Source organism: Microbispora bryophytorum (genome assembly GCF_043197435.1).
GTDB lineage: Bacteria > Actinomycetota > Actinomycetes > Streptosporangiales > Streptosporangiaceae > Microbispora > Microbispora bryophytorum.
Genome location: NZ_JBICTF010000001.1, coordinates 197757 through 217965, shown reverse-complemented (window position 1 = coordinate 217965; position 20209 = coordinate 197757). Strand labels below are relative to the sequence as shown.

Genomic DNA, 20209 nt, shown 5'->3' with positions numbered 1-20209 from the left:
GATCCCGCCGGGCGAATCCGTCTGCGGCAATCGGGGAAATCATGCGTTCGACGACCGTCGCGTCCAACTCCGCCGCCGGTCTCGTGCTCGCCGCCGGGTCAGTGACCGTGCTTCTCGCCGGTTGCGGTGAGGTTCCGGCGCGGTCGTTCGCCGCGGTGCCGGTGAACCGGCCGGTCACGCTCGCCCCGGTCATGACCAGCTCGTCCGCGACGCCTGCACCGTCGCCGGTGCCCAGCCCGTCGGCGACGCCCAGCCCGTCGGCGGCGCCGAGCGACCTCGCCGGATGCCGGGACGGCGACTGCGAGGTGCGGGTGCGTGAAGGGGCCGGCATCCCGATCGACTCGAGACTGGGCGTGGACGAGATCACCGTGCTGGGTCTGCGGGGAGACGCGGTCAGGCTCGCCTTCACCGGCACCTCGACGGTCGTCGACGGCGCGAACATCCACATCAGCCGCAGTTGCTACAACGACCGCTGCCGGGTGAGCGGAGCGGTGACGATCGGCACGAGCAGGCCGGGCCGCGTCGGCGACGTCGGCCTGCGGCTCGCACAGGTCGCGGGTGATACCGCCGTGCTGGTGCTCGAGCCCGCTACCCGGTAAGGCGACTGAACCGCGCTCCGGTCCGCGCTCCGGTCCGCGTTCCGGTCGGCGTTCCGGTCGGCGTTCCGGTCGGCGCTCCGGCCCGCGTCCCGGTCCGCTTCCGGTTCGCGTTCTGGCCCGCGTTCTGGCCCGCGTTCCGGTCCGCGCACGGTGGCGGCACCCATTCTGACCAGGCACGATGGTTCCCGATTTCAACCTGGATGTGTAGTATCCAGTTATGCGGATGAGTGAAGGCGTCGAGTGGGCGATGCACTGTTGCCTGACGTTGGCATGGCTCGGCAACGAGGTGCCGGTCTCGACGGCGAAGCTCGCCGCTGGGTTCGAACTGCCGTCCGCTTACCTGAACAAGCAACTCCAGGCGCTGGCAAGGGCCGGGATCATGACATCCACTCCGGGAGCGAGGGGCGGGTTCCGGTTGGCCCGGCCACTGGAGGAGATCACGGTCATGGACGTCGTCATGGCAATCGAAGGACCTGGCGAGGCGTTCCAGTGCACGGAGATCCGGCGGCGTGGGGCCGGCGTGGCGAGGCCGGAATCGCAGTTCCGCGCCCCGTGCGCGGTCTCGACCGCGATGCGCAAGGCCGAGCTGGCGTGGCGGCAGGCGCTGACCGCGCAGACGCTGGCCGACGTGCAGGCCGCGGCCAACCGCCGTGCGCCCCAGGCGGGCGAAGTGATCCGTCGCTGGTACGAGCAGAACTGATCGTCATGAGATAGAGCTGTTCGCCGACATCGGGGAGGGGAAGCCGGAGGTGAATCCGCAGTCCATACAAACGCGCTCCACGATCGCGACGGCAGGGCTCTTATTGGTGGCTCTGATCGTGGGAGGCGTCGCCCTCGACCTGGCGATCCGCTACAGAATCCAGAACCAAGTCTTCTTCGCGGCCGAGCAGGCCGCCGCACGATGGAGCGCGGCGGCGCGCAACGGCGCCGTGCCCCGTCCGATCCCCACCCTCACCGACATCCCCCTCGTCCAGTTCGTGGATGCCCGCGGCAGGGTCGTCAACTCCAGCCTGCAGGCCGCGGGCATGCCGCCGCTCAGCACGCTGCGGCCGCCGGCCGACGATCGCCTCCAAAAGCGCACCGAGTGCTCCGGGCGGGGCCGGTGCGTCATGCTCATGGCCAATCGGGTCTCTCCCGCGGTGGACTCGCCGGTCGTCTACGCCGGAACGGCGCAGCCGTCCCTTCTGGCCACGCACAATCTGGAGTACGTCATCTCCGCGGGTGGCATCTTGATCTTGGTTTCGGTGGCCTGGGTGACGTGGTGGGCGGTGGGCCGGACCCTTCGCCCGGTGGAGCGGGAGCGCCAGTTCGCCTCCACCACCTCTCATGAGCTCAGGACGCCGATCGCCGGCCTGCGGGCACGACTGGAGGAGGCTCTCCTCTATCCCGACGACGTCGACCCGCGCGACACCATCCAGGGAGCCCTGCGGGCCACCGACCGGCTCGAAGAGATCGTCGACGACCTGCTGCTGCTGACCCGGCTGCGCGGGCCCGATGCGGCCTCGCCGGAGCTTATAGAGCTCGGCGCGCTGGTGACGGGGGAGGTGGCCGCCCTGGGCCCCGGGGTGCCGGTGCGCGTCCGGGCGGGGCGCGACGTGCGCGTCCACGGCTCCCGGATCCAGTTGGCCCGACTGGTCGGCAACCTTTTGAGCAACGCGCGGCGGCATGCGGTCAGCGCCGTCACGGTATCGGTCGACTCCGTGGGCGGCCAGGCTCTCGTCGCGGTCACCGACGACGGGGCGGGCGTGCCCCCGGAGGACCGCGAGCGTGTCTTCGAGCGCTTCGTCCGCCTGGACGAGGCACGTCGCCGGGATTCCGGCGGCAGCGGACTCGGCCTCGCCATCTCCCGCGACATCGCCCGCGCCCACAAGGGCACCCTGCGCATCGAGGACTCGCCGGTAGGCGCCCGGTTCGTGCTGATGTTGCCGCTGGTGGGAACGGCGGGAGCCGCAGGAAAGTGGACCTTCGCGCCCGGGGAAACGGCGGTCAGGGCCAGGAGGAACATCTGGCCCGCGCGCCGACCGCCAGGCTATGAGTGCGACCGCGTCGGGTGACGCCTTGGAGCGCAGTCCTGGTGGCGGGCGCGCGGGGAGTGCCCACGCGGAAAGGTGATCATGCGACCTGCGGTGGGGGAGCCGCTGCGGCGGTGCCCGTCCTGTCACGGCTGGGAGTACGGCGGTGCCCCCGGTTGCCCGCGGTGTGCGGAGCTGGTCGACGCCATCGTGGAAGAGGGCTGGCGGGACTTCCTCCTGTGCGAGTTCGGCGACCGTGTCACGCCCGACAGTGAGCGGATGCTCGCCGAGATGGTGGCAGACGAGCCGGACCGGCATGATTGGCGCGTGGTTGACGCCGCGCTCGACCGCCTGGCCTGCGACCAGTGCGGCGGCCCGCTGGGCCGCCGGACGGGGTGCCCACGCTGCGACGTGGCACACGGCATGCGTTACGCCGCCAGGGAGACCGACCGTCCCGGGGTGCCGCCGGGAAACGAGCACGCGATCCGGGTGAACGTCTCGGTGGTCCGCCGGCCCGAGGGCATCTCCACCCCCGAGGTGCTCGCCAGACGGCTGCTCCTGCCCGCGTTGCTGACCGGTTTCCTCCCCACCAGAGAGCAGGCGCAGCGCCTTGGCGCGCTGGCGAAGCGCGGTGCCCGCGCCGAGGACCTCGCCGTGGCGATTGACGCACTCGCCTCCGCGACTGGCTGACGGCGTCTCCGGACATCGACCGGACGGCTCGGCAGACCGGCCGCATCGAGCCGCCTCACCGCCTCACCCCCGCATGGCAGTCGCAAGCCCGATTCCCGGGAGTAACCGGGGACACGGCGCCGGGGCCGTCCGTTGACGGAAAGGCGGGATCGTCCCGCCGGCCGGAGGAGGTTGCTCATGTTGGCGGCGCTCACCGGGCTCGGACTGTCGACCGCGGCCGGGCTCAACGCGTACATCCCGTTGCTGCTCGTCGGCGTGCTCGCGCGGATCACCGATGCCGTGCGGCTGCCGGCCGAGTTCGCCTGGCTGTCCGACACCTGGGTCCTCGCGATCGTCGCCGTGCTGCTGGTCGCCGAGTTCGTCCTCGACAAGGTGCCCGTGGTCGACCACGTCAACGACATGATCCAGACGGCGGTGCGGCCCGCGTCGGGCGGTGTGGTCTTCAGCGCGACGGCGGCCGCGGCGAAGGTCGACAACTCGGCGTGGATGGCCGAGCACCCGGCGGTCGGCTGGCTGCTGGGGATCGCCGTCGCCCTCGCCGTGCACGTGATCAAGGCCACAACGCGACCGGTGGTGAACGCCACCACGGCGGGCGTGGGCGCACCGGTCATCAGCACGGTCGAGGACGTGGGCTCGCTCGGCATGAGCCTGATCGCGATCTTCCTGCCGGTCCTGGTCGTGGTGGCGCTGGCCGTGCTGGCCTTCGTGGCCTGGCGGCTCATCCGCAGGGTGCGGCGCTACCGGGCGGCCCGCCGGGCCCGAGTCGCCGCGCCGCCCGGCTGACGACAGGGACGTCCGGTTCCGGCCGCTGCCGCAGACCCAGAGGCGGCTGCAAGTGCCGGCGTTCGGTCAGGCCGTACGTGACTCGTGCTCGGGGCGAGGGTGGGGGTGCGGGCGGGGGCCGGAGTCGGCGGGAAAGGGTGAGGTGAGGCGTGCGGCCGAGGGACTGTGCCAGCCGAGGTCGGGGGAGTGCCGGCGGACGACCTTGGCGGGGACCCCGGCGATCACCGAGTGGTCGGGGAACTCGCCGCGCACCACGGCGCCGCCGGCGACCACCGACTGGCGGCCGATCCGCGTCCCCGGCAGGATGATCGCCCCTGTTCCGATCCAGGATCCCGAGCCGATGGAGACCGGCTTGTTGCGCGGCCACTGCCGCCCGACGGGCGTCTCGGGGTCGTCGTACACGTGGTTCTGGTCGGTGATGTAGACGTAGGGGCCGGTGAAGACGTCGTCGCCGATGTCGATCGACTGGTGGCCGACGATGTGGCTGCCCCTGCCGATCGAGCAGCCCCTGCCGATCCGCACGATCGAGTCGGGCCCGAGGTCGACTCCGGGGCCCATGCCGGCGGAGATCGACACCCGCTCCCCGACGAGGGTGTGCGGGCCGATCTCGATCCAGTGCTCGCCGAAGATGGCGCCCTGGGGGAAGGACAGGCACACTCCCTCGCCCATGCGGCGGAACCGGTAGCCGCCCGGGGCGGCAGGGCTGATCGCCGCGGCCTCCCGCACGTAGGCCCACCCTCGGTGGACCAGACGGCCGACGGCGCGCTTCACGAACGACATAGCGCGACAAGTTACCGTTAGGTCGGCTTGTCCCGTCATGTGGGGTTAGTGCACGTGGCAAGCCCAATGTTGCCCAGCGTTTGATATTCTGAGAGCCCGTGGGCATCGCGGCGTCCAATCCGGACGGCCGGATCGACAACGACCACGGGAGTTCTTCTTGCGCAGCGCCGCACAAACCAAGCATCTGTTCGTCACCGGCGGCGTCGCCTCCAGTCTCGGCAAGGGACTCACGGCCTCCAGCCTCGGTCGTCTCCTCAAGCTTCGCGGCCTCCGCGTCACCATGCAGAAGCTCGATCCCTACCTGAACGTCGACCCCGGCACGATGAACCCCTTCCAGCACGGTGAGGTGTTCGTCACCGACGACGGGGCCGAGACGGACCTCGACATCGGCCACTACGAGCGCTTCCTCGACACGGAGCTGCACGGCTCCGCCAACGTCACCACCGGCCAGGTCTACTCGAATGTGATCGCCAAGGAGCGGCGCGGCGAGTACCTGGGCGACACCGTCCAGGTCATCCCGCACATCACCAACGAGATCAAGGACCGCATCCGCGGCATGGCGGGCCCGGACGTCGACGTGGTCATCACCGAGGTCGGCGGCACGGTCGGCGACATCGAGTCGCTGCCGTTCCTGGAGGCCGTCCGGCAGGTGCGCCACGAGGTCGGCCGCGACAACGTCTTCTTCCTGCACGTCTCCCTGCTGCCGTACATCGGCCCGAGCGGGGAGCTGAAGACCAAGCCCACGCAGCACTCGGTCGCCGCGCTGCGCAGCATCGGCATCCAGCCCGACGCGATCGTCTGCCGCTCGGACCGCCCCATCACCACCTCGCTCAAGCGCAAGATCAGCCTCATGTGCGACGTGGACGAGGACGCCGTGGTCTCCGCGGTCGACGCGGCCTCGATCTACGACATCCCGAAGGTCCTGCACGCCGAGGGTCTCGACGCGTACGTGGTGCGCCGGCTCGGCCTGCCGTTCCGCGACGTGGAGTGGACCGAGTGGGACCAGCTCCTGCGCCGGGTCCACCGGCCCGCCAAGGAGGTCACGATCGCGCTGGTCGGCAAGTACATCGACCTGCCCGACGCGTACCTGTCGGTCACCGAGGCGCTGCGCGCGGGCGGCTTCGCCAACGACGCGCGCGTCAACATCCGCTGGGTCAAGAGCGACGACTGTGAGACTCCCGAGGGCGCGGCCCGCGAGCTGGACGGCGTCGACGGCGTGCTGATCCCCGGCGGTTTCGGGGTGCGCGGCATCGAGGGCAAGGTCGGCGCCGTACGGCACGCCCGCGAGCAGCGCGTCCCCCTGCTCGGCATCTGCCTCGGCATGCAGTGCATGGTCATCGACGCGGCTCGCCACCTGGCCGGGATCGAGGACGCGGGCAGCACCGAGTTCGACTCCGAGACCATCAATCCGGTCATTTCGACCATGGCCGACCAGAAGGACGTCGTCGCGGGTGAGCGCGACATGGGCGGCACCATGCGGCTCGGCCTCTACCCGGCCAAGCTCGTGGAGGGCTCGCTGGCCCGCCGCATGTACGGCAAGGCCAAGGTGGAGGAGCGCCACCGGCACCGCTACGAGGTGAACAACTCCTACCGGGACCGGCTGGAGAAGGTCGGCATGGTGTTCTCCGGCCTGTCGCCCGACGGCCGCCTCGTCGAGTACGCCGAGCTGGCCACCGACCAGCACCCGTTCTTCATCGGCACGCAGGCCCATCCGGAGTTCCGCTCCCGCCCGACCCGGTCGCACCCCCTGTTCAAGGGACTGGTCCAGGCCGCGCTGGAGTACGCGGGCCGGCGGGAGAACGTGGCGAAGGCGGGCCGGGCCAAGTGACGGCGGAGAACACGGTGAAGATCGAAGACACCGAAGAGTCCTGGAACGTCGTCGCCTCCGCCGAGCACTTCTCCGGGCGGGTCATCACGGTGCGCACCGACACGGTGGAGATGCCCGGCGGGGTGACCGCCGACCGCGACTACGTCGTCCACCCCGGCGCGGTCGCGGTGCTCGCCCTCGACGACGAGGACCGCGTGCTGCTGATCCGCCAGTATCGGCATCCGGCGCGGCGCCTGCTGTGGGAGCTGCCGGCCGGCATCCGCGACGTGCCGGGCGAGCCGCTGGTGGAGTGCGCGGCGCGCGAGCTCGCCGAGGAGGCCGCCTACCGGGCGCGTACGTGGCACACGCTGGTCGACCTGCGCACCTCCCCCGGCATGTCGGACGAGCGGATCCGGGTCTTCCTGGCCCGCGACGTGGAGGCGATCCCCGACGAGGAGAACACCTACGTGCGCCACCACGAAGAGACCGACATGCCGGTGGTCTGGATTCCCCTGGGCGCGGCGGTCGACAAGGTGCTGAGCGGGATGATCCACAATTCTCCTGCCGTCGCCGGTATCCTCGCCGCATACACTGCTTCCGCCGACGGATTCAAGGGCCTTCGTCCCGCCGACGCCCCGGAGGCATGAGTCCGTAGGGAGACGTCCTGAGCGAGCCCGAGGCGGTGCTGTCCAGCTACCTCGCCCATCTGGCGGTGGAGCGGGGGCTGTCTGCCAACACGCTCGCCTCCTACCGGCGCGACCTGCGCCGATACGTCGAACATCTCCGGGCGCGCGGGCTCGAGACGTTCGCGCAGGTCGCCGAGTCGGACGTGGTCGCCTTCCTCGCCGCGCTGCGGGAGGGCGACGAGGACCACCCGGCGCTGGTCGCCAGCTCGGCCGCCCGCGCCGTGTCGGCCGTACGCGGGCTGCACCGCTTCGCCCTGCGCGAGGGGGTGGCGGGGCACGACCCCGCGCACGAGGTGCGCCCGCCGCGCCAGCTCCGGCGGCTCCCCAAGGCGATCACCGTCGCGGAGGTCGAGCGGCTCATCGCCGCCTGCGGCCCGGAGGACTCGCCGCTCGCCCTGCGCAACCGCGCGCTGCTGGAGGTCCTGTACGGCACGGGCGCCCGGATCTCCGAGGCCGTGGGGCTGGCGGTCGACGACGTGCCCACGGGGCCGGCTCACGACGAAGACGACGCCCGCGACTGGACCCATGCCCACAACGGGACGCATGCCCACAACGGGACCCATGCCCACGACGGGGACCGGGACCAGGACGGGGACCACGACCAGGTGTGGCTGCACGGCAAGGGTGGGCGGACCAGGATCGTGCCGCTCGGCCGCTTCGCCCGCCAGGCGCTCGACGCGTACCTGGTTAGGGCCAGGCCCCTGCTGGCCGCGCACGGCAGGGGGACACCCGCGCTGTTCCTCAACGCGCGGGGCGGGCGGCTCACGCGGCAGGGCGCCTGGGAGGTGCTGCAGGCGGCGGCGGAACGAGCCGGACTTTCCGGGGTATCGCCGCACATGTTGCGCCATTCGTTCGCAACCCACCTCCTGGACGGGGGCGCCGACGTTAGGGTTGTCCAGGAGTTGCTCGGCCACGCCTCCGTGACCACCACGCAGGTGTACACCCTGGTGACGGTCGACAAGCTCCGGGAGGTCTACGCGGCGGCGCATCCCCGCGCGCTGCATTAGAAGGCCCATCTCGCGGGCCTTTGGCGCGCCGCCTTGCCCACCACGTGCCTACCCTTTAGATTCGATCAGGTTCGAGGGCCGTCAGGGAGGACCAACAGGTGACTGCGACCACAGAGGGGACGTGGGTGGGAGCTCCCAGCACGATAGGGCCTACCGGTCGTCCCCGCCCGGTGTTCCCCGATCCGACCCCGCCGGAGTCACACGGCCCCGCGCGCATCGTCGCGATGGTGAACCAGAAGGGCGGCGTCGGCAAGACGACGACCACGATCAATCTGGGGGCCGCGCTCGCCGAGGTCGGCCAGCGGGTCCTGCTCGTGGACTTCGACCCGCAGGGCGCGCTGTCGGTCGGTCTCGGCATAGACCCCCGGCCGCTGGAGTCGACGGTCTACGAACTGCTCATGGAGGAGCCCGACGTCACGGTCGAGGACGTGCTGCTCGACACCACCGTCGAGGGCATGGAGCTCCTGCCGAGCAACATCTTCCTGTCCGGCGCGGAGATCCGGCTCGTCAACGAGGTGGCGCGTGAGTACGCGCTGCAACGGGTGCTGGAGCCTCTCCTGCCGCACTACGACATCTGCCTGATCGACTGCCAGCCCTCGCTCGGCCTGCTGACGGTCAACGCGCTGACCTGCGCGCACAGCGTGATCATCCCGCTGGAGTGCGAGTTCTTCGCGCTGCGCGGCGTCGCGCTGCTCATGGAGTCGATCGGCAAGGTCCAGGAGCGGCTCAACAAGAGCCTGGAGATCGACGGCCTGCTCGCCACGATGTACGACCCCCGCACGCTGCACGCCCGCGAGGTGCTGCAGACGATCATGCAGGGCTTCGGCGACAAGGTGTTCCACACGGTCATCAACCGGACGGTGCGCTTCCCCGACGCCACCCTGGCGGGGGAGCCGATCACGCAGTTCGACCCCGGCTCGATGGGCGCCACCGCCTACCGTGAGCTGGCCCGTGAGCTGCTGGCCAGGTGGCCCGCCCGCGTCTGACGGTGATGTCGGCACAGGTGCCGCACGATCGGGCCGGTAGGCGACAATGGCAGGTGTGACGACCGGCCCGGACACCGACCGGGGGAGCGAGGAGAGCGCCCCGAGCGGCTTCCAGGTGCACCTGGACGTCTTCGAAGGGCCGTTCGACCTGCTGCTCGGGCTGATCTCCAAGCACAAGCTGGACATCACCGAGGTGTCCCTGCACAAGGTCACCGACGAGTTCATCGCGTACATCCGGTCGCGGGGCCCGGAGTGGGACCTCGACCAGACCAGCCACTTCCTGCTCGTCGCGGCGACTCTGCTCGACCTCAAGGCGGCCCGGTTGCTGCCCACCGGAGAGGTGGAGGACGAGGAGGACCTCGCCCTGCTGGAGGCCCGCGACCTGCTGTTCGCCCGGCTGCTGCAGTATCGGGCGTACAAGGAGGTCGCGAAGATCTTCTCCGGCCGGATGGCGGAGGAGGCGCTGCGCTTCCCGCGCGCCGTGCCGATGGAAAAGCGCTTCGCCGACCTGCTGCCGGAACTCGTGCTCGGCATCGGGCCCGAGCAACTCGCCAAGATCGCGGCACGGGCCTTCACTCCCAAGGCCCCGCCGTCGGTGTCGGTCTCGCACATCTACCAACCGCTGGCCAGCGTCAGGGAGCAAGCCGCTATTCTGGTGGAGCGGCTGAGGCGGCTGCACACGGCGACCTTCCGGGCGCTGACCGCCGACTGCACGGGGACCTTCGAGGTCGTCGCCCGCTTCCTGGCCGTCCTTGAGCTGTTCCGGGAGGCCGCGGTCTCCTTCGAGCAGCTCGAACCGCTGGGCGACCTCTACGTCACCTGGACGGGAGCCGCCGACGGCGACGTCACGGTGGGCGACGACTACGACGAGGGCCGGCGCGAGGAGCGGCCCGCCGAGGCGGCTGCCGCACGGGACGAGTGAGACGGGCCGCCGCGCCCGGTCACTTGAGGCCGCGCCGAGCCAGGACGCCGAACGAGTGGCGCGGTGGAGACGTGAGCCGTACGACGAGCGAGGAGCGATGGAAGCGAGCGACACCCCCGGTTCCGGCGACGACCTCTCCGGCGACGGTCTCTCCGGCTCCGCCGGCGATGTGACGGGGCGCGACGGCGGCGCGGTCGCGTCATCCGGCCTCGGATCGCCGGATCCGGCCCCTGTCGCCCGGGAGCCCGAGGCGGAGCCGCCGGTCGAGGGGGCCACGCTCGCCGCGGCCCTCGAAGCGATCCTGATGGTGGTGGACGAGCCGGTCGCCGAGGTGACCCTGGCTCAGGTGCTCGAACGCCCGACGGCGGAGGTCGCCGCCGCGCTCCGCGCGCTGTCGGAGGAATACACGGCCGCCGGACGGGGTTTCGACCTGCGAGAGGTGGCCGGAGGCTGGCGCTTCTACACCAGGGCGGAATGCGCCGCTCTGGTGGAGAGGTTCGTCAGGGACGGCCAGCAGGCGCGGCTGACACAGGCCGCGCTGGAGACCCTCGCCGTGGTCGCCTACCGGCAGCCGGTCAGCCGGGCCCGGGTGGCGGCGGTGCGCGGCGTGAGCAGCGACGGCGTCATGCGGACGCTGGTCGCACGAGGCCTCGTGGAAGAGGCCGGAACCGACCCGGAGAGCCAGGCAGTGCTCTACCGGACGACGAGTTACTTCCTGGAGAGACTGGGGCTGCGGAGTCTCGACGAGCTTCCCGAACTCGCCCCGTTCCTCCCGGACGACGTGGAAATTCTTGAGGAGCAGAAGTAGTGGACAACAGGCGTGGCACCCCGTCCGGTGAGGGACGCGGTCGGAGCCGGAGCACCGGTCAGCAGGGCGCGAGCCAGAGTGGATCCCGTGGCGGATCCGGCGGCTTCCGCCCCCAGGGCGACCGGCGCGGCGGTTCCCGCGTCCCTGGTTCCCGGCCCGGGTACGGTTTCGACTCCCGGTCCGGCTCAAGGTCCGATTCCCGGCCCGATTCCCGGCCCGACTCCCGGTCCGACAGGCCGGACTCCAGGCGGTTCCGCGACGAGGAGGCCCCGCGCGGCGACCGGTACGGCGACCGCCGTCCCGGCGACGGCCGCGACGACCGCTCCCGCGGCCGTCAGGGTGACACCGGTCGTTACGGTGACACGGGCCGCCGCGATACGCGTTCCGGCGGCGAGCGGTATCGCGACAACGACCGGGCCCCCTTCCGCGCCGAGCGGAGCGGTTCTCGCGGCACGTACGGCAGGCCCGAGGGCGGCCGTTCCGGCGAGCGCGACGGCGGTCGTGGTTTCGACCGTGGGCCTGCCCGTGATGGCGGTCGTGGTTTCGACCGTGGGCCTGCCCGTGACGGTGGTCGTGGTTTCGACCGTGGGCCTGCCCGTGACGGTGGTCGTGGTTTCGACCGTGGGCCTGCCCGTGACGGTGGTCGTGGTTTCGATCGCGGGCCTGCCCGTGATGGCGGTCGTGGTTTCGATCGCGGCTTTGACGGCGATCGCGGTTCCGGCCGGGAGCGCGGCGCCCGGGACGCCTTCTCCGGCGACCGTGCCGACCGTCCCTCGTTCCGTGCGGACGGGGCCGGTTCGCGGGGCCGGTACGGCAGGCCGGAGGGCGGCCGGGATCGGCCGCGCGACCGCGACGGCGGCTACGAGACGACGCGTGAGACGAAGCGGGCACCCTTCCGTGACGAGGACCGCGACGGCCGGAGCCCGCGCGGCGACCGTGAGGTACGGAGCGACCGCGGCGACCGTGGAGCATGGAGCGGGCGTGGCGACCGTGAGAGCGGTGGCACGCGCGGCGACGGTGAGACTCGAAGCGCGCGGCCCGGGCGCGGCGACTTCCGCGCGGCGCGCGGCGGCGGCAGGGGCCGTGCGAGCCGTGACGAGGTGCAGACGATCGGCCGCCTGGGCGGTGAGCGCGGCCGGTCCGGCGGTGCCGGAGCGAGCGGAGGCTCGCGCGGCGCGGCGCGGCCCGCGGGAGGTTCCAAGCGTCCTGGCGCGAGCGGCTCGGCGGGCAACCCGTTCAAGACGTCCCGGCAGCCGCTGCGCGACCCGGACTTCTACGACGAGAACTACACCGACGAGCGCGACACGACCGAGGTGCCGGGCGGTGACCGGCTGCAGAAGGTGCTCGCCCAGGCCGGAGTGGCCAGCCGGCGGGCGTGCGAGGAGATGATCGGCGACGGCCGGGTGTCGGTGGACGGACAGACGGTGCGCCGCTTCGGCGCGCGTGTCGATCCGGCCAAGCAAATCATCCGCGTCGACGGCAAGCGCATCCCCACGTCCTCGGAGACCGTCTACTACGCGCTCAACAAGCCGATCGGTGTGGTGAGCACGATGGACGACCCCGACGGCCGGCCGTGCCTGAACGACTACGTGCAGGACCTCGCGCCCCGGCTGTTCCACGTGGGGCGTCTCGACACCGAGACCGAGGGCCTGCTGCTGCTGACCAACGACGGCGAGCTGGCTCACCGGCTGACCCACCCGAGCTACGGCGTGCAGAAGAAGTACTGGGCCAAGGTGCCCGGTCCCGTCGCGCGTGACCTGCACAAGGTGCTGCGCAAGGGCGTGGAGCTGGAGGACGGCCTCGCCAAGGTGGACGAGTTCCGGGTGGTGCAGGAGCACGGCCAGCAGGCGCTGGTCGAGGTCATCCTGCACGAGGGCCGCAAGCACATCGTCCGGCGGCTGATGGAGACGGTCGGGCACCGAGTGATCGACCTGGCCCGCATCGAGTTCGGTCCGGTCAAGCTCGGCCGGCTCAAGCCGGGAACCATCCGTACGCTCACCGTGCAGGAAATCGGTGACCTGTACGCGGCGGTCGGCCTGTAGCCTTTCCGCGCGACGGGCGAAAGCCGCAAGTCGGGCAGAATTGGCTGAAAGTCACGTAGATGGGTCGGGCTCGTCTCCGCAGGAGACGGCCCGTCCCAGCGAGAGGGGAACGTTATGGTGCGGGCGATTCGCGGAGCCATCCAGGTCGACGGCAACGATCGTGACGCGATCCTCGCCGGGGCGACCGAGCTGGTGACCGAGGTGATGGGGCGCAACAACCTCACGACCGACGACGTGATCAGTGTGATCTTCACGTGCACGCCCGACCTCACCGCCGAGTTCCCCGCGCTGGCGGCGCGCAAGCTCGGGTTCCACGACGTGCCCCTGCTGTGCGCGACCGAGATCGACGTGCCGGGCGCGCTTCCGCGCGTGGTGCGGCTGATGGCCCACGTGCAGACCGACCGCCCCCGGCAGGAGATCCAGCACGTGTATCTGCGCGGCGCCGTGGCGCTGCGCGTGGACATCGCCCAGTGAGTTGACCCGGACGGGCCCGGACAGGCGCAGCGGACAGGCCCCGACAAGGCCCTGACGGACCCGACGGGCCTCGACCGGCTCTGATGGGGCCGTCCTTCGAGCATCCCCCGGCAGGCGTCGCCCGGCACGACCACACAGGCACGACCACACAGGGACGACCGCGCGGGGAACCATCATCATCCACCCACGAGACAGCCGTCGCGGGCAGCGCACCCGGGGACGGCGACGGCAGGAAGAACACGATGACTCCCATCGAGGACGCCGAGGTCGGCAGTGTGGTCGTTGTCGGGACGGGCCTCATCGGCACGTCGATCGCACTGGCGCTGCGGCTGCGGGACGTGCGGGTCTTCCTGGCCGACCGGGACGCGGGAGCCGTACGGCTCGCGCGTGAACTGGGCGCGGGGGAGGACTGGACCGGCGAGCACCGGGTGGATCTCGCGGTCGTCGCCGTGCCGCCCCAGTTCGTCGCGCAGCAACTGCTCGACCTGCAAAAGCGCGACAGCGCCCGCTTCTACACCGACGTGGCGAGTGTGAAGGCGCTCCCGCTGGCGCAGGCCGCGCAGCTCGGCTGCGACCTGACGGCGTACGTCGCGGGGCATCCGCTTGCGGGTCGTGAGCGGTCCGGCCCGGCGGCGGCCCGCGCCGACCTGTTTCTCGGCCGTCCGTGGGCGTACTGTCCGACGGACGAGGCGTCCCCGCGGGCGGTGGCCGCGGTGGAGCGGCTGATCTCGCTGTGCGGGGGCAACGCCGTGCGGGTGGACGCGGCCGAGCACGACCGCGCCGTCGCGGTCGTCTCGCACGCCCCGCATGTGACGGCCGCCGCGGTGGCGGCCCGGCTGGCGGAGGCGTCGGAGACGGCGCTCGGGCTGTCGGGGCAGGGTGTGCGCGATGTGACCCGCATCGCCGCCAGCGACCCCGCGCTGTGGGCCGGCATCCTTGAGGGCAACGCGCTGCCCGTCGCCGAGGTGCTGGAGGCGCTTGTGGCCGACCTGAGCGCCGCCGCGCGCTCGCTTCGCGCGCTGGCGGGCGACGGCGCGGCCATGAGGCAGGTCACCGACCTCCTGTCGCGCGGCGTGCGGGGCACCGGCAGGATCCCCGGCAAGCACGGTGGTCCGGCGCGGACGTACGCGGTGGTCCAGGTGTTCATCGGCGACCGACCCGGCGAGCTGGCCCGGCTGGTCCAGGCCGCGGGCGAGACGGGCGTCAACATCGAGGACATCCGCCTGGAGCACGCCACCGGGCTGGAGCTCGGCGCGGCCGAGCTGTACGTCCGGCCGGAGGCGGCGGAAGCGCTCACCCACGGCCTGCGCGAGCGCGGCTGGCAGATGCCGGGCTGACCCGGTCTGCCGGCACCACCGGTGACGCCGGACCGGCCACCGGCCCCAGGACGGGGGCCGGGGCGGGGGCGCGGGTGAGAGTGGGGGCGGGAGCGGGGGCGATGTAGCGGCGCAGGTCGGGGATCGCCCAGGCGATCGCCGTCACGGTGACCACCGTGAGCAGCCCGCCCGCACAAATGACGATGCGCGGGCCGGACAACGCGCTGGCGGCGTCGTGCAGGGGGCCGGTGACGTCCTGTAGCGCGGCGCCGGCGGAACCGTGCAGCACATTCGCGATCTGCGGCCCTCCCACCAGCACGACGGTGAGCGCGCCCTGCACGCGCCCGCGTACGGCGTCGCCGGTGTGCGCCTGAACGATCGTGGTGCGGAAGGTGCTCAGCACGAAGTTGACCGCGCCGCCGAGCATGAGCGCCGCCAGCGCGATCCACAGCTCGGGGGCCAGGCCGACGAGCACGACGGTGATGCCCCACGCGACGGCGGCGACCGCCACGAGGGCGCCGTGGCGCCGGGCGCGGGTGAACGTGCCCGACAGCAGCCCGGCCGCGAAGACTCCGGCGGGGTAGGCCGCGTAGAGCAGTCCCGTCTGCGTGCCGCCTCCCGCCGTGCCGCCGAAGACGTGACGGGCCAGCTCGGGAAACAGCGCCGACGGCATGCCGAAGATCATGGCCGCGAGGTCCACGGCCAGCACCGCCACCAGCAGCCTGTCGGCCGCCAGGTATCGGAACCCGGCCAGCGTCCGGCGGGCCGCCGAGGTGCCCCGGCCGCCGCCCTCCGTGCCCACTGCGCTCTCCTCCGTGCCAGTGCCAGTGCCAGTGCCAGTGCCAGTGCCCGTGCCCGTGCCCGTGGTCGGAGGCGGCAGCGGCGGCAGCGGTGGCAACGGTGGCAACGGTGGCAACATGGCGACGGCCCACACCACGGCGAGCAGCGCGACGGCGTCGAGGAGATACAGCGTGCCGAGCCCCACGACCGGGACCAGCACACCGGCGAGCATCGGCCCCAGGACCGACCCGCCGTAGCGGACCAGTGAGCTGAGGCTGTTGGCGGCCGGCAGCAACCGGGCCGGGACGAGGCGGGGCACAGTGGCCCCCGTCGTCGTCAGGACCGTCCCGTAGGTCAGCCCCTGCAAGGCCACCGCCACCAGCAGGACGGGGACGGAGCGGCTGCCCAGGACCGCCTGGAGCCACAGCGCCGCGTATGTCAGTGCCAGGCCGAGGTGGGCGGCCAGCAGCATCGTCCGCCGGTCCATTCTGTCGGCGAGGGCACCGCTCCACACCGCCGCGGCGACCATCGCGGCGAACGACACCCCCGCGGCCGCTCCCACGGCCGCCGACGAGCCGGTGACCGTGAACAGTTGCGTCGGCACCGCGACCACGCTGAAGGACCCGCCCACCGCACAGATCACCGAGGCGGCCCACATCCGGCGGAACGCCGGGATGGCCAGCGGCCGGCAGTCGACGGTGAAGGCCCAGGCGGAGGCCGGCCTGGAGGAACAGGTGGAAGAACGGGGCGGCCGCGCCGTCGTGGCGCTCATCGCGCTGCCCCGCCCTCGCCGCCGGCCGGGGATCCCTCCTGCGCCGCCGGGTCGGCCACCGGGCCAGCCGTGGCGTCGGCCGTGGCGTCAGCCCCCGGCTCGGCGACCGGGTCAGCCGCCAGGTAAGCCGCCGGGCCGGACGTGGTGCCGGCCACGACGTCGGCCACCACGTCGGCGACCACGCAGGCCACGTTGTCGGGGGCGCCGGCGGCGTACGCCCGGTCGATCAGCTCGTCGACGACATGCCGCGGACCGCCGGAACCTGCGAGCGTCTCGCGCAGCACGCCGACCGGCACGACACCCGGCAGGCCGTCCGTGCAGAGCAGGTAACGGTCGCCGGGGACGGCCTCGTGCATCGACAGGTCGGGCAGGGAGGATCCGGTGCCGGTCAGCGCGCGTACCAGAAGCGAGCGCCGGGGGTGGGACACGGCCTCCTCCGGGGTGAGCCGGCCCTCGTCGATCAACGACTGCACGTACGAGTGGTCGTGGGTGATCTGGAACAGTCCGCCGTCGCGGAACAGGTACGCCCGGCTGTCGCCGATGTGCACCAGCGCGAGTCGTGGCCCGGACCACACCAGCGCGGTCAGCGTGGTGACCACCTGCCCCGCGGGTGTCGAGGCGGCGATGTCCCGGATCGCCCGCTCGGCGTCGGCGACGGCGTCGGCGAGCGCGCCGAGCAGGTCCTCGGGAAGCGTGGACAGGGGCCGCAGGCGCTTGAGCGCGTCGACGGCCGCCGCGGCGGCGCGGTCGCCGCCCGGCCCGCGCATCCCGTCGGCCACCGCCAGCAACCGCTCACCGGCGTACGCGACGTCCTCGTTGCTCGTCCGCACCGGTCCCGTCTCCGACCGGGCGGCGTAACGGATCCCCGGCATGGTCGTGGTGTCCTTCACGGCGCTGCCCCTTCCCGACAGGTGGTCGACGAGGAAGGCGGCGAGCCGGCCCCGGGCTTCGGTCTCGGCCGTGACGTGCCGCCAGTAGGCGGCCACCTCCTCGGCCGCGTCCGGCACGGGCAGGTCGCACACCCGCCGGATTCGTGCCAACGGCATGCCGAGCCGCCGCAGGCGGGCGATCAGGCGGGCCCGCTCCAGCTGGGCCGGGTCGTAGTAGCGGTATCCCGACTCGCCGTCCACCGCGGCCGGCCGCAGCAGTCCGACCTCGTCGTACAGCCGCAACGCCTTGGGTGACAGCCGGGCGGCCTGCGCGAACGTCCCGATGGTCAGCAGCTCCCGCACCACTCCTCCTCGTCCCGGCCGCCATGGCCGGTGCCGACGATGCTGGGGCTTCACCCAGGGGCAAGGTCAACACGCGGAGGAAGCTACACGGGGATGCGCGGAGCCCGGAACGTGCCCGAACCGGCGCGCGGAAGGCCCGATCTCAGCGGCTGCTGACGGCCTCCTCGGGGTGCGGCGTCGTAGGAGCGTGCTCATGCGGGCCGCGCCGCCGCCACCATCGGGCCAGGGGCGGGGGCGCCCACCAGGCCCGTTCGCCGAGCAGCCGCATGGTGGCGGGCACCAGCAGGCCGCGCACGATCGTGGCGTCCACGACGACCGCGATCACCAGGCCGACGCCGATCATCTTCATGAGCGCCACGTTGGAGAAGGCGAAGCCCGCGACGGACACGGCGACGAGGAGGGCGGCGCCGGTGACCACCCCGGCCGTCCTGGCCAGCCCGCGCGCCATCGCCTCCGCGGGATCGGCCCCGCGCTCGCGCTCCTCGCGTACGCGCGACAGGAGGAACATCTCGTAGTCCATCGCCAGCCCGAAGGCGATCGCGACGATCAGCACGGGGAAGTTCACGTCGACGGCCCCGACCGGCTCGAAGCCGAGCAGCCCGGCCAGCCGGCCGTCCTGGAAGATCAGCTTGATGGCGCCGAAGGACGCCGACAGCGACAACAGGTTCAGCAGCACCGACTTGATCGGCAGGATCAGCGAGCCGAACGCGAGGAACATCAGCGCGGTCGACACGACGGCCACGAACAGCGCCATCCACGGCAGGCGGGAGACGACCATGTCCACGATGTCCACGCGCGAGGCGGGCATCCCGGTGAACGACGCGACGGCCCCGGCCGGAGGCGGCACGGCCCGCAGGTCCTCGACCATCCGCACGGCCTCGCGGGACATCGGGTCCATCGCGTAGCCGAGGGCGATCCGGGCGAGAGCGCCGGTGCTCCCGGTGACGGACGCGCCCTCCACCCCGGGCACGGCGTCCAGGCGGGCGGCGTAGCCGTCCAGCGCCGCCCTGTCCAGCGCCGCACTGTCCAGCGCCGCCCTGTCCCGGGCGCGCGGCGCCTCGACGACGGCCGTCACGATCTTGGCGGGGTCGGCGGTGAAGCGCTCGGCGAGCTCCCGGGTCACGGTGCGCGCGTCGGCGCCGGCCGGCAGCACCCAGTCGCCGGGCCTGGCCCAGTTCACCCCGAGGAACGGCAGGCCGAGCGCCACGAGCACCGCGACGACGGCGAGCGCGCTCGCGAGGGGCCGCCGCATGACGGCGTGGGCCAGGCGATACCAGCGCACGCCGGAGGCGCCGGGCCGGGCGCGGCCGAGCCCGCTCTGGCCCACGCGCCGGCCGAGCTCCTTTTCGCCGGCCCGCCGGCCGAGCCCGCTTTGGCCGGCCCGCCGGCCGAGCCCGCTTTGGCCGGCCCGCCGGCCGAGCCCGCTTTGGCCGGCCCGCCGGCCGAGGGCCGCCAGCAGGGCGGGCAGCACGGTGAGGGAGGTCAGCACGGCGAGGATGACCGTGGTGGCGCCCGCGTACGCCATCGACAGCAGGAACCGCGAGGGGAACACCGCGAGCCCTGCGAACGACAGCGCCACGACCGCGCCGGAGAACGCGATCGTCCGGCCCGCCGTGGCCGTCGTCCGCTCCACCGCCGCCGCGACGGACGCGCCCCTGCCGAGCTCCTCCCTGAACCGGGTGACCGCGAGCAGCGCGTAGTCGATCGCCAGGCCGAGGCCGAGCACCGTGACGACCTGGATGGCGAACGTCGAGACGTCGGCGACCAGCGTGACCAGGCGCAACACCGCCATCGTGCCGAGCGCGGCGACCACGCCGACGGCCAGGGGGAGCGCCGCGGCCAGGAGGCTGCGGAAGACCACCGCCAGCACGATCAGCAGGATCGGAACCGAGATCGCCTCGGCCAGGCCGATGTCGCGCGCGATCGTGCTGTTGACCTGATCGGTCATCGCGGTGACGCCGCCGAACCGCACGGTCGGGCCCTCGACCTCGAACCTGTCCCGGTTGCCGCGCAGGACCCGTACGCGCTCCTGGTCGTCGGGGGAGCGGAACTGCACGGTGACGTACGTCGCGTGCCGGTCCCCCGACACGAAGCCGGGGGAGCCGGTCGACCAGTACGACTCCAGCCGCACGATGTCCTGACGGGGGAGCGCGTCGAGGGCCCGGCGCACGGGCCCGGCGAAGGCGGGGTCGTCCACGGTGAGCCGGTCGCTTTCGTAGAGCACGACGACGTCGGCCGTGTGCCGGCCCAGCGGTCCGGCGAGCAGGCGGTCGGCGTGCGAGGACGGGCTGCCGGGGTCGTCGAACCCGGCGCCGCCACCGAGGCGGCCGAAGACGCCGGCGCCCCACACGCCCGCGACCACGGTGAACAGCAGCGCGCCCAGCAGGATCAGGCGACGACGACGGACCGCGAAGCGGCCGAGAGCGCCGAACATGCGCTTCTCCCTTCCGGATAGCGGACAGTGCCACTATCTATTATGTCGGTAGTGACGCTATCCATATCCGTGGGCGCGG

Annotated in this window: 18 protein-coding genes; 14 read left to right on the top strand and 4 right to left on the bottom strand. The window is 72.4% G+C overall.

Annotation, left to right across the window (positions count from 1 at the left end):
• Positions 1-41 precede the first annotated feature (41 nt).
• From ACGFIB_RS01000 to ACGFIB_RS00980, 5 genes are all read left to right on the top strand, one after another.
• Positions 42-599, top strand: a complete 558-nt coding sequence (locus tag ACGFIB_RS01000; RefSeq protein WP_357258084.1) for a hypothetical protein — start codon at positions 42-44, stop codon at positions 597-599.
• Positions 600-816: 217 nt separating this feature from the next.
• Positions 817-1299 (top strand): RrF2 family transcriptional regulator, encoded by a 483-nt coding sequence (locus ACGFIB_RS00995; protein WP_142568788.1) that lies wholly within the window; start codon positions 817-819, stop codon positions 1297-1299.
• Positions 1300-1405: 106 nt separating this feature from the next.
• Positions 1406-2653: a sensor histidine kinase gene (locus ACGFIB_RS00990; RefSeq protein WP_393367659.1), complete on the top strand. Its 1248-nt coding sequence runs from the start codon at positions 1406-1408 to the stop codon at positions 2651-2653.
• A 60-nt stretch (positions 2654-2713) separates the two neighbouring features.
• The gene (locus ACGFIB_RS00985; protein WP_393367657.1) at positions 2714-3301 is read left to right on the top strand and encodes a hypothetical protein; all 588 of its coding nucleotides are present in this window, start codon (positions 2714-2716) and stop codon (positions 3299-3301) included.
• Positions 3302-3478: 177 nt separating this feature from the next.
• The gene (locus ACGFIB_RS00980) at positions 3479-4084 is read left to right on the top strand and encodes a DUF4126 domain-containing protein (protein ID WP_357022255.1); all 606 of its coding nucleotides are present in this window, start codon (positions 3479-3481) and stop codon (positions 4082-4084) included.
• 66 nt (positions 4085-4150) lie between these two features.
• Here ACGFIB_RS00980 and ACGFIB_RS00975 read toward each other — a convergent pair whose 3' ends face one another.
• Positions 4151-4864: an acyltransferase gene (locus ACGFIB_RS00975; protein ID WP_393367655.1), complete on the bottom strand. Its 714-nt coding sequence runs from the start codon at positions 4862-4864 to the stop codon at positions 4151-4153.
• 157 nt (positions 4865-5021) lie between these two features.
• Here ACGFIB_RS00975 and ACGFIB_RS00970 point away from each other — a divergent pair, with 157 nt between their 5' ends.
• The 9 genes from ACGFIB_RS00970 to ACGFIB_RS00930 all read left to right on the top strand — a co-directional run bounded on the left by ACGFIB_RS00970 (position 5022) and on the right by ACGFIB_RS00930 (position 14933).
• Positions 5022-6692, top strand: a complete 1671-nt coding sequence (locus ACGFIB_RS00970; protein ID WP_191050654.1) for a CTP synthase — start codon at positions 5022-5024, stop codon at positions 6690-6692.
• A 14-nt stretch (positions 6693-6706) separates the two neighbouring features.
• A complete protein-coding gene (locus tag ACGFIB_RS00965) occupies positions 6707-7318 on the top strand; it encodes an NUDIX domain-containing protein (RefSeq protein ID WP_229689651.1) in 612 nt (203 codons plus the stop codon).
• A 35-nt stretch (positions 7319-7353) separates the two neighbouring features.
• Positions 7354-8364: a site-specific tyrosine recombinase XerD gene (locus ACGFIB_RS00960; protein ID WP_393367653.1), complete on the top strand. Its 1011-nt coding sequence runs from the start codon at positions 7354-7356 to the stop codon at positions 8362-8364.
• 143 nt (positions 8365-8507) lie between these two features.
• On the top strand, positions 8508-9350 hold the full coding sequence (locus ACGFIB_RS00955; RefSeq protein WP_373292520.1) for a ParA family protein: 843 nt from the start codon (positions 8508-8510) through the stop codon (positions 9348-9350).
• 46 nt (positions 9351-9396) lie between these two features.
• Positions 9397-10272, top strand: coding sequence for a segregation and condensation protein A (locus tag ACGFIB_RS00950; protein ID WP_393367651.1), 876 nt, complete (start codon positions 9397-9399; stop codon positions 10270-10272).
• A 97-nt stretch (positions 10273-10369) separates the two neighbouring features.
• Positions 10370-11080, top strand: a complete 711-nt coding sequence (scpB, locus tag ACGFIB_RS00945; RefSeq protein WP_357258092.1) for an SMC-Scp complex subunit ScpB — start codon at positions 10370-10372, stop codon at positions 11078-11080.
• 1100 nt (positions 11081-12180) lie between these two features.
• Positions 12181-13122: a pseudouridine synthase gene (locus tag ACGFIB_RS00940; protein WP_357240373.1), complete on the top strand. Its 942-nt coding sequence runs from the start codon at positions 12181-12183 to the stop codon at positions 13120-13122.
• A 114-nt stretch (positions 13123-13236) separates the two neighbouring features.
• On the top strand, positions 13237-13596 hold the full coding sequence (gene aroH / locus ACGFIB_RS00935) for a chorismate mutase (RefSeq protein WP_142568810.1): 360 nt from the start codon (positions 13237-13239) through the stop codon (positions 13594-13596).
• A gap of 242 nt (positions 13597-13838) precedes the next feature.
• Positions 13839-14933, top strand: coding sequence for a prephenate dehydrogenase (locus ACGFIB_RS00930; protein WP_142568812.1), 1095 nt, complete (start codon positions 13839-13841; stop codon positions 14931-14933).
• Here ACGFIB_RS00930 and ACGFIB_RS00925 read toward each other — a convergent pair.
• The 3 genes from ACGFIB_RS00925 to ACGFIB_RS00915 form a co-directional block, all read right to left on the bottom strand.
• Positions 14890-16464, bottom strand: a complete 1575-nt coding sequence (locus ACGFIB_RS00925) for an MFS transporter (protein ID WP_393367648.1) — start codon at positions 16462-16464, stop codon at positions 14890-14892. The genes ACGFIB_RS00930 and ACGFIB_RS00925 overlap by 44 nt on opposite strands.
• Positions 16461-17696 carry a MerR family transcriptional regulator gene (locus ACGFIB_RS00920; RefSeq protein ID WP_393367646.1) on the bottom strand — a complete coding sequence of 412 codons (1236 nt, stop codon included), beginning with the start codon at positions 17694-17696 and terminating at the stop codon, positions 16461-16463. The genes ACGFIB_RS00925 and ACGFIB_RS00920 overlap by 4 nt, the downstream gene beginning before the upstream one ends.
• A gap of 142 nt (positions 17697-17838) precedes the next feature.
• Complete coding sequence (locus tag ACGFIB_RS00915; protein WP_393367644.1) at positions 17839-20130, bottom strand: MMPL family transporter; 2292 nt, start codon at positions 20128-20130, stop codon at positions 17839-17841.
• Between the last annotated feature and the right edge of the window lie 79 nt (positions 20131-20209).

Coding starts and splice junctions, on each gene's coding strand:
- ACGFIB_RS00975 (WP_393367655.1), bottom strand. CDS start 4,864: ATGTCGTTCGTGAAGCGCGCCGTCGGCCGTCTGGTCCACCGAGGGTGG.
- ACGFIB_RS00985 (WP_393367657.1), top strand. CDS start 2,714: ATGCGACCTGCGGTGGGGGAGCCGCTGCGGCGGTGCCCGTCCTGTCAC.
- scpB (WP_357258092.1), top strand. CDS start 10,370: ATGGAAGCGAGCGACACCCCCGGTTCCGGCGACGACCTCTCCGGCGAC.
- ACGFIB_RS00950 (WP_393367651.1), top strand. CDS start 9,397: ATGGCAGGTGTGACGACCGGCCCGGACACCGACCGGGGGAGCGAGGAG.
- ACGFIB_RS00915 (WP_393367644.1), bottom strand. CDS start 20,130: ATGTTCGGCGCTCTCGGCCGCTTCGCGGTCCGTCGTCGTCGCCTGATC.
- ACGFIB_RS00930 (WP_142568812.1), top strand. CDS start 13,839: ATGACTCCCATCGAGGACGCCGAGGTCGGCAGTGTGGTCGTTGTCGGG.
- ACGFIB_RS00980 (WP_357022255.1), top strand. CDS start 3,479: ATGTTGGCGGCGCTCACCGGGCTCGGACTGTCGACCGCGGCCGGGCTC.
- ACGFIB_RS01000 (WP_357258084.1), top strand. CDS start 42: ATGCGTTCGACGACCGTCGCGTCCAACTCCGCCGCCGGTCTCGTGCTC.
- ACGFIB_RS00995 (WP_142568788.1), top strand. CDS start 817: ATGCGGATGAGTGAAGGCGTCGAGTGGGCGATGCACTGTTGCCTGACG.
- aroH (WP_142568810.1), top strand. CDS start 13,237: ATGGTGCGGGCGATTCGCGGAGCCATCCAGGTCGACGGCAACGATCGT.
- ACGFIB_RS00925 (WP_393367648.1), bottom strand. CDS start 16,464: ATGAGCGCCACGACGGCGCGGCCGCCCCGTTCTTCCACCTGTTCCTCC.